We start from the raw sequence: 14,334 nt of genomic DNA, 5'->3' as shown, positions 1-14,334 counted from the left end.
CCAAGGGGGCGGGGCTGTGCCAGCCTTTGGGCGGCAACAGCGGGGAAGCAGCGGATGCGTATCTTGATGGCGGCGATTTTCGCGCTGTGGGCGGCGGCCCCGGCATGGGCGCAGGCGTCGGAATGCGTGGGCGCCAACCTGTTCGACGCGATGCCCCCCGATCAGCGGGCCGAGATCGACGCGGCGGTGGCCGACATCCCCTATCACCGGGGGCTGCTGTGGCGGGCCAGCAAGGGCGATCAGGCGATCACCCTGGTCGGCACCTATCATTTCGGCGATTCGCGCCACGACGCGATGCTGGCGCGGCTTGAGCCGCTGCTGGCCGATGCCGCCGCCGTCTTCGTCGAAGCCGGACCCGAGGAGGAGCGCAGGCTGACCGAGGCCCTGGCCTCGGATCCCACGCTGATGGTGGATCCCGACGGCCCGACCCTGCCCGAGCGGCTGGACGACCGGGACTGGGGCCTGCTGTCGGCGGCGATGGCGGAACGCGGCACCCCGGCCGTGGTGACGTCGAAGCTGCGGCCCTGGTATGTGGCGATGATGCTGGGGATCAGCCCCTGCATGATGCGGCAGATGGCCGAAGGCGGCGCCCAGGGGCTGGACCACCGCCTTGTCGACCGGGCCCGCGCCCTGGACCTGCCGGTCCGCGCCCTGGAACCCTGGGACACGGTCTTCACCCTGTTCAACCACCTGACCCCGCGGCAGGAGATCGAGATGATCCGCGCCGCGCTGCCCGCCGCCGCCCATGCCGACGATTACGCGGTGACGCTGACCGATGTCTATTTCGCAGGCGATGTCTGGGCGATCTGGGAATTCGGGCGCTTCGATGCCTATCGCAATTCGGGCCTGACGCGCGAGCAGGTCGATGCGCAGATGCGGCTGGCCAAGGAACAGCTGATGGACCGGCGGAACCGGTCCTGGATCGCCCCGCTGACCCAGGGCGCGCGCGACGCCGCCCGGCAGGGCAAGGGCGTCGTCGCGGGCTTCGGCGCGCTGCATCTGCCCGGCGACCAGGGGGTCTTGCGGCTGCTGGAACGGGACGGCTGGACCATCGAGAGGCTGGACGGATGACCGGCGGCCCCTGGCCGGCCCGCGACGGTCGGGCCGTGGGATGAACTGGCGCCGTCATGGCCGGTTCCTGGCCGCGCTGGCGGTGGGGGTTGGGGCGGGCCTGGTCTTGCCGGTGGCGCTGATCGACCGGGTGCTGGCGGGCGGCAACCTGTTCTTCGCCGCCTATCTGCTGCTGGCGGCGCGTTTCGCCGGTCGCCTGACAAGCGCCGACCTGCGCCGCCACGGGACCGAGGATGACGAGGGCGGCCATGTCATCGTGCTGCTGGCCGTTGGCGCGGTGGTCCTGTGCCTGTGGGCGGTGTTCGGAACCTTGGCGGACAGGACCGGGGCGGGCTGGCTGCGCCCGGCGATGGCCGTCGCCTCGGTCCCGCTGGGCTGGGCCACGCTGCACATGGTGATGGCGTTCCATTACGCGCGGCTGTTCTATACCGTCGAATCCGGGCAGCGCGCCGGGGGCCTGGACTTTCCCGGAACCGCCGATCCGGGGCCTTGGGATTTCATCTATTTCAGCATGACCCTGGGCATGACCGCCCAGACATCGGACGTGGCGATCCGGGATACCCGGCTGCGCCGCGTGGTGGTGCTGCATTCGGCGCTGTCGTTCTTTTTCAACACCGTGCTTCTGGCCCTGGCGGTCAATGTCGCGCTGTCGCAGGGCTGATGGGGGTCAGCGCCCGCCCAGCACCGACAGGGCCTGCGCCTGGCCGCCCTTGACGAAGGTGATGCGGCTGTCGCCGATGTCGGTGATGGTGCCGCCGTTGATCTTGTCGCCCAGCCGCAGGGTCAGGACGCGGCCGTTCGACAGCCGCACAAGCGCGCGGCTGGCCTTGCCCGCGCCGATGGTGCCGATGATCTGGGTGCGGTTGATCTGGATGCCGTCCTTGACCGTCGCCGCGACCCCGGCCGTGGTCGGCGTGCGGCCGTCGGGGATGGCGGCCGCGACCTCGGGTTCGTCCTCGGCCTCGGGCGGGGCATAGCGCTGCTGGCGGGCGGCTGCGGCGCGGGCCTCGGCCTCGGCCTGGGCGCGGGCGCGGGCTTCGGCCTGGGCGCGGGCCTGCGCCTCGGCCTGGGCGTCCTGGGCGGCGCGGGCACGGGCGCGGGCTTCGGCCTGGGCCTGCAATTCGGCGTCCTGGCGGCGCTGTTCGGCCAGGGCGGATTCCTCGGACTGGGCCTGGGCGGCGGCGCGCAGGTCGTCGGCGGTGGGGGCCAGCGGCGCCGCGGCCACGGCGGCGGCCACCGCGGCGGCTCCGGCGCCCGCCGCGCGGCGCGGCGGCAGCGCAGATGAACGAAGCGCCGTCAAAGCGACGGCGCCTGGCAGAGGAGAGCTTTCCGAAACGGCTGCGGCGACGGCCCGGTCGATGGCCTCGCCCGACAGGCTGGCGCTGCCCGGTCCGGGGTCGCTGCGGACGGCAGGCCGCGCACCGCCGGGCCGCGCATGGGGCCGGGCCGACTGCCCCAGCCCCGACCGCGCGCGGGGCGCATCGGCGACGGCCGCCGCGACCGCATCGCGCACCGCCTGCTGCGACGGCCCGCCGACCGCCACCGGCTTGCGGGACGGGCGGGCCTCGGCCAACAGGATCACCGCGCCGCGTTCCGCATCGCCAAGGCCCCGCGCCCCCGCCTGGGCGCTGCGCAGGTCGCGCAGCAGGTCGGTCAAGGCGCGGCGTTCGGCCTGTGTCAGGCGGGTGGGCTGGCCGTCCTCGGACCGGCTGCCTTCCTCGATCAGGCTGTGCCGCTGGGGCCGGGCGGGCGGCCTGCTGGAGGATGCGGCGGGCGGCGCGGCGCGGGCCGGGGCGGCGGCAGGGGCCGGTTCACGCGCGGGGGCCGGGCTGCTGGCAGGCGTGACCGAGGCCGGACGTTCCGGCGGACGCGATCCCGTCAACCGCGCGGCGGTCTGGGGACGGGCGCGTTCGGCGAAGGGCGGCGGGCTGGCGGGAATCGCCGGGCGCGCATCGACCGGCGCCGGGGCCGCGGCCCGCACCGGGGCCACGCGCGGCGGACGGGCGGAACTGGCCAGCCGCTGCGCCGGAGGCGCCACGCGCGCCGCCGGGACCGCCGGGGCCGCAGGGGTGGTGGTGGCTGCGGGAGCCGTCGCTGCCGGGGCGGGGGTTGCGGCCGGGGCGGGCGTGGGCGCTTCGGCCATGGTGGCGGCACTGATCGGCCTTTGGGTCGCGGGAGGGGCGGCGGGCGGCGCGGCCATCGCTTCGGTCAGCGCCTGGCTGAGGGCGTCGTCGCCTTGCGCAGTCGGCGCCGCAGGCTGCGGCGCGGGGGCGGGCTGCTGCGGGGCGGGCTGCTGCGGCGCGGGCTGCTGTGGTGCGGGCTGGGGGCGCGCGGCGGAAAGCGCGGTCGCCGCATCGGCAGGAACCGGGGCCGGAGCCGAGGCGACCGGGGCGGGGACTGGGGTTGCCGCGACCTCGGCCGGTTCGGCCGCAGCGTCGGCCTGGCGGGGTTCCGCCGCCGGATCGGTGGCGACGGGATCGACGGCGGGCGGAAGGTCCGCCGCCGGTTCCGGGGCGGGGGCCGTCGCCGCCAGTTCCGGCGCCAATTCCGGGGCCAGTTCCGGTGCGGGATCGGTGGGCAGGTCGGGGGCCGCCACGGGTTGGGTCGTCGCCACCGGCGCGCCCTCGTTCGACGGCGCGCCGAAGAAGGCCAGCACGGCGACAAGACCCAGGACCAGAATCCCCATCAGGACCGGCAACCGGCCCGGATTCAGGCGGCGCAGGCGGGCCATCACGGATTCGGCGGCAACGGCGTCCTGCGGCGCGGCGGGCCGGGCGCGGGCCTCGCGGGCGCGGTCGTGGACGGCCTGGGCGCGCGGCGACAGGGCGCGCGGGGCCGCGACCGGCGGGGCCTTGACCTCTTTGTGGCGGATCACGCTGGCGGCGGCGACAACGGGTTCGGTGTCAACAGATCCGGCGACAACAGGTTCGGTGTCAACAGGTTCGGGGGCAGGCCCGGCCGCGGGTCTTTCCGGTTCAGGATCCGCCTGGACCGCCGCCACCGCCACGACATGCGGCACGACGCGGCTGATGACGGCGGGCGCCTCGGCCCTGGCCCCGGCGGGTTCCGGGACGGCCACCACCGGATCGGTCACGCGCGCCTGGGTCAGGTCGGGCTGGCTGAAGGGCGGACGGGTGAACTGATCCTCGGCCAGGCGGCTGGGGCCGAAATCGGGCTGGCCCTCGAAGCGGTCGTCCCCCGGACGCGCCACGAAGCCCGAGGGGCGGAAGCCCTGGGACCGGGCGAAATCCTCGGCCTCCTCCAGCGTGCGGCGGGCGACGGCGGCGATGCGCAGCGTCTCGATATCGCCGCTGGCCGAGGGGCACCAGTCGAAGGCCAGTTCGTCCGCCGTATAGGGCGTCATCCCCTCCAGCGCGCGGGCGATGGCCAGCGGCGTGTCGGACCCCACCGGAACCGTCAGCGTGCTGTACAGGATCTGGTCGTCGGGAATGACCAGCACGGTGTCCAGCTGGCTGGGCGGCGCCCCCGCCTGGTCGCGCAGCGCGGCCAGCCGGGCGGTCATCTCGCGGCCCGCGAATGGCGCCTGGCCCAGGGGGCGCCACCCCAGCCCGTCGCGGTGTTCCAGCATGACCGCCTCGGACGTAAAGCTCATGGCGAAATCGGGCGGGGCGATATGTCTGTTCATGGTGGATCACTGCTCATGATGATCGCGTGTTCCATAGGTCCGCGATTTGGTTTGATTACCCCAGATTTAGCGGATTTCGCCGGTTGAGGAAAGCCAAACTGGCGGATCCGTGAACGCATTTGCTTTGAACTTCCCGGCAGGATCGCGGTTAGTGGGACCAGGAAAATTTCCGCAAAGAGGACAGAGACATGACACAGTTTCCGCGCAGGCTGGCACGGGCCGCCCTGGTGGCCTCCACGGCGCTGGCGCTTGGCGCCCCGGCGATGGCCGCGCCCGGCAAGGGCGGGCATGGCATGTGCCATCCCGGCATGTCGCGCCTGACCGTGACCGGCCAGGGCGAGGCGCGCGTGGCCCCCGACCTGGCGACCATCCAGTTGGGCGTCACCACCCAGGCCGCCGGGGCCGCCGACGCGATGCGCCAGAATTCGCAGCAGCAGACGGCGGTGTTCGAGGCGCTGGCGGGCGCGGGGATCGACGCGGCGGATGTCCAGACCTCGGGGCTGAACCTGAACCCGGTGATGGATTACGGCGAAGGGCGCGCGCCCACGGTGACGGGCTATCAGGCCAGCAACATGGTGTCGGTGCGCGTCAGGGACGTGGGCCGGCTGGGCGAGGTTCTGGACGCCATCGTCGCCGCCGGCGCGAACGAGATCAACGGCATCAGCTTCATCCGCGACGACAGCAGCGCGACCCAGGACGAGGCCCGCCGCGCGGCGGTCGAGGACGCGCGCCACAAGGCCGAAGTGCTGGCCGAGGCGGCGGGCCTGACGCTTGGCCCGGTGCTGGTGCTGCGCGACACGCCCGCGCCCGAAGGGCCGCGCCCGCTGATGATGGAGGCGCGGGCCGCCGGGGATTCCGCCAAGGTGCCGATCGCGGCGGGCGAGGTTGCGTTGTCCGCCCTGGTCGAGATGCAGTTCGCCCTGGGTGGCCAGGACTGCGGCCCGATGGGCGGCAAGCGCGGTCCAGACCATGGGCCCGACCATGGCCCCGATCATGGCCCCGATCATGGCCATGACCATGGCGGCGATCAGGGCGATTTGCCCCCCGGCCACCCGCCGGTGCCGGGGATGCGGCCCGCGGCCCCCGAGAGCGGTTCCGCCGACCCCGCGCCGGGCGATCTGGCGCCGCCGCTGGGCACCGATACCGGCGCGCCCGAGTCGGGCGATCCGGTCGTGCCGATGGGCGAGGCTCCCGCAGGCGAGGTTCCTGAAGGCGAGGTTCCTGAAGGCCAGGCCCCCGCGAACTGATCGGGCAGGGGGCTTCGGCCCCCTTTTCCTATGCGACCGCCGCCGCCAGGGCCTGATCCAGGTCGGCGATCAGGTCGGCCGGATCCTCGATGCCGATGGACAGGCGCAGCAGGTCGGGCGCGGCCCCTGCGGCGCGCTGCTGATCCTCGGTCAGCTGGCGGTGGGTGGTCGAGGCCGAATGGATCACCAGCGACCGCGCATCGCCCAGGTTGGCGACATGGCTGAACAGCTTCAGCGCGCCGACCATCTTGACCGCCGCGTCATAGCCGCCCTTGACCGCAAAGGTGAACAGCGCCCCCGCGCCCTTGGGATACAGCCGCTTCGCCGTCGCGTTCCAGGGCGAGGACGTCAGCCCCGCATAGGTCACCGCCGTCACGCGCGGGTCGTTCTCCAGCCATTCCGCGACCACTCGGGCGTTTTCCACATGGCGGGCCATGCGCAGGCCCAGCGTCTCGATCCCCATCAGGGTATAATGGGCGCCCTGCGGGTTCATGGTCATGCCAAGGTCGCGCAGGCCGATGGCGATGGAGTGGAAGGTGAAGGCTGCCGGACCGAAGGTCTCGTGGAATTTCAGGCCGTGATAGGCGGGTTCGGGATCCGACAGGCTGGGAAACTTGCCCGAGGCCGACCAGTCGAAGCTGCCGCTGTCCACCACCACGCCGCCGGTGACCGTGCCGTTGCCGGTCATGTATTTGGTCAGGCTGTGGACGACCAGGGTGGCGCCCTGGTCGATGGGCTTGCACAGGTATGGCGTCGCCAGCGTGTTGTCCACGATCAGCGGGATGCCAGCGGCATTGGCGATCTCGGCCACCGCCGGGATGTCGGTGACATAGCCGCCGGGATTGCTGATCGATTCGCAGAAGATCGCGCGGGTGTCGCCGTCGATGGCGGCGCGCAGGGCCTCGAGGTCGTCGAAATCGACGAACTTCGCCGACCAGCCGAACCGCTTGATGGTCTGGCTGAACTGCGTGACGGTGCCGCCGTAAAGCCGTGTCGAGGCGATGATGTTCAGCCCCGGACCCATCAGCGGGAACAGCGCCATGATCTGCGCCGCATGGCCCGACGAACAGCAGACCGCGCCCGCGCCCCCTTCAAGCGCCGCGATGCGGTTCTGCAAGGCGCCCACCGTCGGGTTGGTCAGGCGGGAATAGATGTATCCGACCTCTTGCAGCCCGAACAGGCGCGCGGCATGGTCGGCGTCCTTGAAGACATAGGACGTGGTCTGATAGATCGGCACCTGCCGCGCGCCTGTCGCCGGATCGGGTGCCGTGCCCGCGTGGATCGCTGTCGTGTCAAAGCCCTGAGTCATCTGGCCCTCCTCCTGGTCGGGCAGAGCCTAGGCTGACGGGGCCAAGCCAAGCAACGGCAAAGACATCTCTTTTGCCGGTGCGGCCCGACCGACGCGTCCTACAGCGGCCGGTTATAACGGATGAAGGGCGTCCGCACCCCCACCCGGTCATAGAGCATCCGCCCCGCATGGTTGAATTCCTGCGTCAGCCAATAGACGCGCGGACGGCCCGCCGCATCGGCGGCGGCATAGACGCCCTCGATCAACGCCCGGCCCACGCCGCGCCCCCGCGCGCCATCGGCGGTGAACAGGTCTTGCAGATAACAGGTGCCCTCGGGGAACCACATATGCGGATGAAAGACATAATGCGTCAGGCCCAGCAGCGCGCCGCCGTCATCGGCCACTAGGCAGTGCAACTCGCCCGGATCCCCCCCCGTCGTCAGCCGCGCGAAGGCCGCGTCGAAGAAATCCTGCGGCAGGCCGGGCCGGTCATAGAAGCTGTGATAGGCGTCATACAGCGCCTGCCACTGGTCCTTGTCGGCGGGGCGCAGCGGGCGGACGATCATCGCTGCCTCCGCGCCATGAAGGCCAGCTTCTCGAACAGCGCCACGTCCTGTTCGTTCTTCAGCAGCGCGCCATGCAGGCGGGGCAGCATGGTATGGGGATCGCGCTTCAGATCCTCGGGCGCCAGATCCTCGGCCAGGATCAGCTTCAGCCAGTCCAGCAATTCGCTGGTCGAGGGCTTCTTCTTCAGCCCCGGCGTCTCGCGCAGATCGAAGAACTGCGTCAGCGCCTGGTCCAGCAGGGCGCGTTTCAGGCCGGGATAATGCACGTCGACGATGGCGCGCAGCGTATCCGCGTCGGGAAAGCGGATGTAATGGAAGAAACAGCGCCGCAGGAAGGCGTCCGGCAATTCCTTTTCGTTGTTCGAGGTGATGATGACCACCGGCCGGTGCGCGGCGCGGATCGTCTCGCCCGTCTCGTAAACGTGAAACTCCATCCGGTCGAGTTCCTGCAACAGGTCATTGGGGAACTCGATGTCGGCCTTGTCGATCTCGTCGATCAGCAGGACCACCTTTTGCGGCGCGGCGAAGGCCTGCCACAGCTTGCCCCGGCGGATGTAATTGCCGACATCATGGACCCGCGCATCGCCCAACTGGCTGTCGCGCAGCCGCGACACGGCGTCGTATTCATACAACCCCTGTTGCGCCCTGGTCGTTGATTTGACGTGCCATTCGATGATCGGCAGGCCCAGGCTGTCGGCCACCTGCCGGGCCAGTTCGGTCTTGCCGGTTCCCGGTTCCCCCTTGACCAGCAGCGGACGTTCCAGCGTCACGGCGGCATTGACGGCAATCGCCAGGTCGGGCGGGGCGACATATCGGCCGGTGCCGGTGAACTGCATCAAACTCTCCTTTCGGCTGAGATACTTGAAGGCAAACAATGCATGGTTCTGCCTGTCATCCGTTCCTGTTCGTTTCGCCTAGTGACAAGCAGCACGTCATACTTTAAGGGGGCGCGCAAGGTGCCGGTTCGCAGTCCAGCCCGGCGCCGCCGGAGAGGATTTATGAAAGCCCAGACCTTCCTTCCCCAGGACTATCGTCCCGCCGAGGATGAGCCGTTCATGAACGACCGGCAGCTTGAATATTTCCGGCGCAAGCTGGAAGCCTGGAAACAGGAATTGCTGGATCAATCCGCCGAGACGCTGGAAGGCTTGCAGGACAGCGCCCGCGCCGTGCCCGACCTGGCCGACCGCGCGTCCGAGGAAACCGACCGCGCGCTGGAACTGCGCACCCGCGACCGCCAGCGCAAGCTGGTCAGCAAGATCGACGCGGCGCTGCGCCGGATCGAGACGGGCGAATACGGCTATTGCGAGATGACCGGGGAGCCGATCAGCCTGAAACGCCTGGATGCGCGGCCCATCGCCACCATGACGCTGGAAGCCCAGGAACGCCACGAACGCCGCGAACGCGTCCATCGCGACGACTGACGCGGCCATGGGCGGCGCCCTCAACGCACGGCCTGTCACCATCGTCGGCGGCGGCGTCGCGGGTCTGACGGCCGCCATCGCCCTGCGCCAGCGCGGCGCCAGGGTCACCGTCCTGGAACGCGCCCCCGCCATCGCCGAGGTCGGCGCGGGTCTGCAACTGTCCCCCAACGCGCTGCGCGTCATGGATGCGCTTGGCCTGCTGCCCGCGCTTGACGCGGTGTCCCTGCCCAGCCGCGCCGTGGTGCTGCGCGAGGCTTCGGGCGCCCAGGTCGTGCGGCTGGATCTGGCCCGCCACCGGCCCGGCGCGCCCTTCCGGCTGATCCACCGCGCCCGCCTGATCGAGGTTCTGGAACAATCCGCCCGCGAACAGGGCGTGACGATCCGGCTGGACCAGACGGTCGAAACCCTGCCCGACGCCCCGCTGCTGATCGGCGCCGACGGGCTGCACAGCCGCATCCGCGCGGCGCTCAACGGGCGCGAGGTGCCGTTCTTCACCGGCCAGACCGCCTGGCGCGCCGTCATCCCCGATGAGGACGACACGCCCGAGGCGCAGGTCTTCATGGGGCCGGGCCGCCATCTGGTCAGCTATCCGCTGTCGGGCGGGCTGCGCAATATCGTCGCCGTTCTGGAAACCCGCGACTGGCGGGACGAGGGCTGGTCGCATCCCGACGATCCCGCGAACCTGCGCGCGGCCTTCGCCGGTTTCGGCGGCCCGGTGCCCGGCTGGCTGGCGCGGGTCGATGCCGTCCATGTCTGGGGCCTGTTCCGCCACGAGGTCGCGGCCCGCTGGCAGGACGGCCGCATGGCGATCCTGGGCGACGCCGCCCACCCGACGCTGCCCTTCATGGCGCAAGGCGGCTGCATGGCGATGGAGGACGCCTGGACCCTGGCCGCCTGCCTGGACGCCACGCCCGATCAGGCCGCCGCGCTGTCCCGCTATGAAACCCTGCGCAAGCCGCGCACGACCCGCATCGTCGAGGCCGCGAATGCCAATGCCCGCAACTATCACCTGACGGGTCCGAAACGCCTTGCCGCCCATGCCGCGCTGCGCCTGGGGGGGATGATCGCGCCCGATGCGATCCTGTCCCGCTTCGACTGGATCTATGACTTCGATCCGGTCATGGAAGCGCCCTGATCGGCTCTTTGCCTTGGAGAATATCCCCCAGGGCTTCGGAGCGCCCGGAAAAAGGTCCAGTGGACCTTTTTCAGCAAGGAAGGGGCCGGCAGGCCCGAGCGGGGGAGGTGAAGTCCCCCGGCTTCAGGCTGCCTTTTCCACCGCCGCGACGATTCCGTCCACGACCTCGCGCAGAACCGCCTCGTTCTCGGCTTCGGCCATGACGCGGATCAGCGGCTCGGTCCCCGACTTGCGAATCAGCACGCGGCCCGTGCCCGCCAGCCGCGCCTCGGCATCGGCGATGACCGCGCGCACCTCGACCGCGGACAGCGGGTCGGCGCCCGCGGCATAGCGGACGTTCTTCAGCATCTGCGGCACCGGGTCGAACTGCGCGGCAAGGGTGCTGGCGCTGTCCCCGGTCTCGGCCATGGCGGCCAAGAACTGCATCGCCGCGATCAGCCCGTCGCCGGTCGTGGCATAATCGGTCATCACGATATGGCCCGACTGTTCGCCGCCCAGGTTGAAGCCGCCCTCGCGCATCCGTTCGACCACATAGCGGTCGCCGACCTTGGTGCGTTCCAGCCGCAGGCCGTGCCCCGACAAGAAATGTTCCAGCCCCAGGTTCGACATCACGGTGGCGACCAGGGCATCGCCCCGCAGCCGCCCCTGGTGCGCCCAGCGGGCCGCCATCAGCGCCATGATCTGGTCGCCGTCGGCCACCCGGCCCTTCTCGTCGATGATGATCACCCGGTCGGCGTCGCCGTCCAGGCTGATGCCCAGATGCGCGTCATGCGCCAGCACCGCCTGCGCGCAGGTCTCGGGGTGGGTGGACCCCACGCCTGCGTTGATGTTGCGCCCGTCGGGGTCCACGCCGATCGGGATCACCTCGGCGCCCAGTTCCCACAGCACGTCCGGGGCGGCGCGATAGGCCGCGCCGTTGGCACAGTCGATCACGACGCGTAGCCCGTCCAGCCGCCGTCCCGCCGGAAAGGTGGTCTTGGCATATTCGACATAGCGGCCGCGCCCGTCCTCGATCCGCTTGGCGCGGCCGATATTGGCGGGCTGGGCGGGGGTGATGTCGCCCGCGACGATGGCCTCGATGGCGGCCTCGGCCTCGTCCGACAGCTTGAAGCCGTCGGGACCGAAGAACTTGATGCCGTTATCCTCGGCCGGGTTGTGGCTGGCCGAGATCATGATGCCCACATCCGCCCGCATCGACCGGGTGAGGAACCCCACGGCTGGGGTCGGCACCGGACCCAGCAGCAGCACGTTCATGCCGGTGCTGGTCAGCCCGGCGGTCAGCGCGTTTTCCAGCATGTATCCCGACAGGCGCGTATCCTTGCCGATCACCACGCGATGCGCGCTGTCGTCGCCCGCGCGGCGGAAATGCCGCCCCGCCGCCGCGCCCAGGCGCAACGCCATCTCGGCGGTCATGGGATGGGTGTTGGCGCGACCGCGCACGCCGTCTGTCCCGAACAAGCCTCTGCTCATCTCTCTGCCTTCTCGTTGTCGTGAACGGCCTGCCACAGCCGCAACCCTTGAACCAGACCGCGCACGTCATGGACGCGGTGAATCTGCACCCCCTGCGCGACGGCTGCAAGCGTTACCGCAAGCGTGCCGGGCGACCGGTCAGCCGGATCGTCCGCGCCGCCGATGGCGCCGATGAAGCCCTTGCGCGAAACGCCCAGAAGGATCGCGCAGCCAAGCCCGTGATAAAGGGAAATCCGCCGCAGGATCGCCAGATTGTGCGCCTGCGTCTTGCCGAAGCCGATGCCGGGATCCACCACGATCCGCGTGCGGGGAATGCCCGCCGCCTCGGCCCGCCGGATCCGCGCATCCAGCGCGTCATAGACATCCAGCAGCACGTCGTCATAGCGCGGATCGTCCTGCATCGTCGCGGGCAGGCCCTGCGCGTGCATCAGGCAGACCGGCACCCCGGCGTCGGCGACCAAGGGCGCAAGGGCCGCATCGAAATCGAAGCCCGACACGTCGTTGACCATCGCCGCGCCGGCCTCCAGCGCGGCGCGGGCGACGGCGGCCTTGCGCGTGTCGACCGAGACGGGGGCATGGCACAGGGCGCGGATCGCCGGAACGATGCGGGCGGTTTCCTCGGCCACCGGCACCTCGGCCGCGCCGGGGCGGGTCGATTCTCCGCCGATGTCGAGGATGTCGGCGCCGTCCCGGATCAGATCCGCGCCGTGGCTGGCGGCGTCATACCGCCCGCCGTCCGAAAAGCTGTCGGGCGTCGCGTTGACGATGCCCATCACGCGCGGCGCGTCCAAAGGCAAGCCCGCAAGGGCGGGACGCGGCGCGGTCAACCGGTCCAGCAGGTCGGCCGGAATGTCGTCGCTTATCCGGGGGGGATGGCCGCGTTCCAGGATCTCGACCTGCGAAAACCGCGTCCAGCCGCCCGCCAGCCGGTGGCGGCCATGGGGCAGGGGGATGGGGCGGCCATAGACGCTCATGCCGCGCCCGCGATCCGGCCCAGGGCCATGCCGTCGGGCGCGTCGGGCAGGGGCGCGTCGGATGCGATATCGACGCGGGTGGCGGACAGGCGCGCGGCCAGCCAGAAGGCGAGGGGCCCGGCCTGGGGCGCGACCGAGGGCGCCTCGACCGCCAGCCTTGCGGGCGCCCAGACCACCGGGGATTGCGCGCGGATCGCGGCGTCCAGTTCGGTGCGGGTCTCCGCGACCTCGATCCCCATCCGGGCGGAAAGGATCCAGGCCGCTTGGTCGAATCCCAGCAGGGCGATGCGCCGGGGATCGCCGCCGCTGGGCAGGGGGGCAGGCGCATCGGGGATCACGATCACCGCGCCCGGCGGCAGGGCGGCGGGCTGTCCGACGACGATCCGCACCGGCAGCACCTGCCGGGCGACCGGCATCCGGCCTGCCTCGCGCGCGATGGTGATGCCAAGCGCGCCCGGCCCGCGATCCAGCTTTTCCACGGTCACGGTAATGCGGGCCGCCTGGGGATGGGCCAGAACTTCGGCCGCGATGCGCTCGGCCAGGGTTTCCACCAGGTTATAGCGCTGATCGGCAAGCGCGGCCTCGACCGCCTGGACCAGCACGTCATAGGACAGGATCCGGTCCACATGATCGTCCCCGGCATCGACCGGATCGCGCAGGTCGACCGCCAGCGAAAACCGCAGCCGCTGGGTGCGGCCCCGTTCGGACTGGAAGGCGCCGATCTCGGCTTCGACAAGATGGTCGCGCAGGTGGATGCGGTCGGGCTGGTTCATGCCTGCCATTCACAGGAAAACAGCACGGCAGGCAAGCCCGGCGTCAGTTCGACGCGACGCGCTGGCCGCCGGGGCGATAGAAGATATGCTGCCCGATCCGCACCGTGCGCTGGAATCGGCGCGACCAGTCGGGGCGGACGGAGGGCGTGTGGAAATAGGTGGCCCCGCCGGTCAGGACGCGTGGCGCCCCGGACAGCGCGCGGCGGGCGATGTCGCGGGCGCGCAGATAGGCGGCCTTGTTGCCGATCGCCTTGCGCCCGCCGATGGTATAGCTGAACTGGCTGGGCTGGTTCACCACCCCGCAGACCGAGGACGGGAATTGCCGGCTTTCGACGCGGTTCAGGATCACCTCGGCCACGGCGGCCTGGCCCTGGGCGCTTTCGCCCCGCGCCTCGTGATAGATCGCCTCGGCCATGCAGTTCAGATCGCGTTCGTCGAACCGGCCCCGCGTCGCCTTGCCGGTGCTGGCCAGCAGCAGTTGCGCCCGCGGTTCGTCGTCGGCGACGGCTGTTTCGGCCTTCACAGGTTCATCGCCGGTGTATAGAACCGGCGTCGGTCGCGGGGCGGCCTGCGTCCTGGGCGCGGCGCCGAACAGACCGGTATCGGAGGCGAACAACGATCCGTTGCCCGCGATGGCGCCTGTCGCCGTGAAGGTCAGGGCGGCGGCGCACAGGCAAAACGGCGCCAGCCGCTGAAGCAGCGTTTCCATATTCATTCCTATAGCCGTGTCGAATGGACAGGGT

13 protein-coding genes are annotated in these 14,334 nt (G+C 70.9%); 5 read left to right on the top strand and 8 right to left on the bottom strand.

From position 1 onward, the window contains the following. Positions 1-54 precede the first annotated feature (54 nt). Positions 55-1,071: a TraB/GumN family protein gene (locus PXD02_RS11275; RefSeq protein WP_275103969.1), complete on the top strand. Its 1,017-nt coding sequence runs from the start codon at positions 55-57 to the stop codon at positions 1,069-1,071. Positions 1,072-1,111: 40 nt separating this feature from the next. Next, the gene (locus PXD02_RS11270) at positions 1,112-1,732 is read left to right on the top strand and encodes a DUF1345 domain-containing protein (RefSeq protein WP_275103968.1); all 621 of its coding nucleotides are present in this window, start codon (positions 1,112-1,114) and stop codon (positions 1,730-1,732) included. 6 nt (positions 1,733-1,738) lie between these two features. On the opposite strand, the gene PXD02_RS11265 is transcribed toward PXD02_RS11270, so the two are convergent. Further along, positions 1,739-4,717, bottom strand: a complete 2,979-nt coding sequence (locus PXD02_RS11265; protein WP_275103967.1) for a hypothetical protein — start codon at positions 4,715-4,717, stop codon at positions 1,739-1,741. A gap of 188 nt (positions 4,718-4,905) precedes the next feature. Here PXD02_RS11265 and PXD02_RS11260 point away from each other — a divergent pair, with 188 nt between their 5' ends. Continuing rightward, complete coding sequence (locus PXD02_RS11260; protein WP_275103966.1) at positions 4,906-5,964, top strand: SIMPL domain-containing protein; 1,059 nt, start codon at positions 4,906-4,908, stop codon at positions 5,962-5,964. 28 nt (positions 5,965-5,992) lie between these two features. Here PXD02_RS11260 and PXD02_RS11255 read toward each other — a convergent pair whose 3' ends face one another. The 3 genes from PXD02_RS11255 to PXD02_RS11245 form a co-directional block, all read right to left on the bottom strand. After that, on the bottom strand, positions 5,993-7,273 hold the full coding sequence (locus PXD02_RS11255) for an O-acetylhomoserine aminocarboxypropyltransferase/cysteine synthase family protein (protein ID WP_275103965.1): 1,281 nt from the start codon (positions 7,271-7,273) through the stop codon (positions 5,993-5,995). A gap of 98 nt (positions 7,274-7,371) precedes the next feature. Beyond that, on the bottom strand, positions 7,372-7,818 hold the full coding sequence (locus PXD02_RS11250) for a GNAT family N-acetyltransferase (RefSeq protein WP_275103964.1): 447 nt from the start codon (positions 7,816-7,818) through the stop codon (positions 7,372-7,374). Then, positions 7,815-8,654 (bottom strand): AAA family ATPase, encoded by an 840-nt coding sequence (locus PXD02_RS11245; RefSeq protein WP_275103963.1) that lies wholly within the window; start codon positions 8,652-8,654, stop codon positions 7,815-7,817. Before PXD02_RS11245 ends, PXD02_RS11250 begins: the two co-directional genes overlap by 4 nt. Positions 8,655-8,816: 162 nt before the next feature. Here PXD02_RS11245 and dksA point away from each other — a divergent pair, with 162 nt between their 5' ends. Continuing rightward, positions 8,817-9,239, top strand: coding sequence for an RNA polymerase-binding protein DksA (gene dksA, locus PXD02_RS11240; protein ID WP_103171341.1), 423 nt, complete (start codon positions 8,817-8,819; stop codon positions 9,237-9,239). A 7-nt stretch (positions 9,240-9,246) separates the two neighbouring features. Further along, positions 9,247-10,374: an FAD-dependent oxidoreductase gene (locus PXD02_RS11235; protein WP_275103962.1), complete on the top strand. Its 1,128-nt coding sequence runs from the start codon at positions 9,247-9,249 to the stop codon at positions 10,372-10,374. A gap of 123 nt (positions 10,375-10,497) precedes the next feature. Here the strand turns inward: PXD02_RS11235 and glmM are convergent, their stop codons facing one another. From glmM to PXD02_RS11215, 4 genes are read right to left on the bottom strand one after another with little or no spacing between them, the layout of a single operon-like run. After that, positions 10,498-11,844 carry a phosphoglucosamine mutase gene (gene glmM, locus PXD02_RS11230; RefSeq protein WP_275103961.1) on the bottom strand — a complete coding sequence of 449 codons (1,347 nt, stop codon included), beginning with the start codon at positions 11,842-11,844 and terminating at the stop codon, positions 10,498-10,500. Further along, positions 11,841-12,818: a dihydropteroate synthase gene (gene folP / locus PXD02_RS11225; RefSeq protein WP_275103960.1), complete on the bottom strand. Its 978-nt coding sequence runs from the start codon at positions 12,816-12,818 to the stop codon at positions 11,841-11,843. The genes glmM and folP overlap by 4 nt, the downstream gene beginning before the upstream one ends. Further along, complete coding sequence (locus PXD02_RS11220; RefSeq protein ID WP_275103959.1) at positions 12,815-13,591, bottom strand: dihydroneopterin aldolase; 777 nt, start codon at positions 13,589-13,591, stop codon at positions 12,815-12,817. The genes folP and PXD02_RS11220 overlap by 4 nt, the downstream gene beginning before the upstream one ends. Positions 13,592-13,634: 43 nt before the next feature. Then, complete coding sequence (locus PXD02_RS11215; RefSeq protein WP_275103958.1) at positions 13,635-14,300, bottom strand: cell wall hydrolase; 666 nt, start codon at positions 14,298-14,300, stop codon at positions 13,635-13,637. Positions 14,301-14,334: the final 34 nt, after the last annotated feature.

Source organism: Paracoccus sp. S3-43 (genome assembly GCF_029027965.1).
In the GTDB taxonomy this organism is placed as follows: domain Bacteria; phylum Pseudomonadota; class Alphaproteobacteria; order Rhodobacterales; family Rhodobacteraceae; genus Paracoccus.
This window is presented reverse-complemented; position numbering and strand designations above follow the sequence as displayed.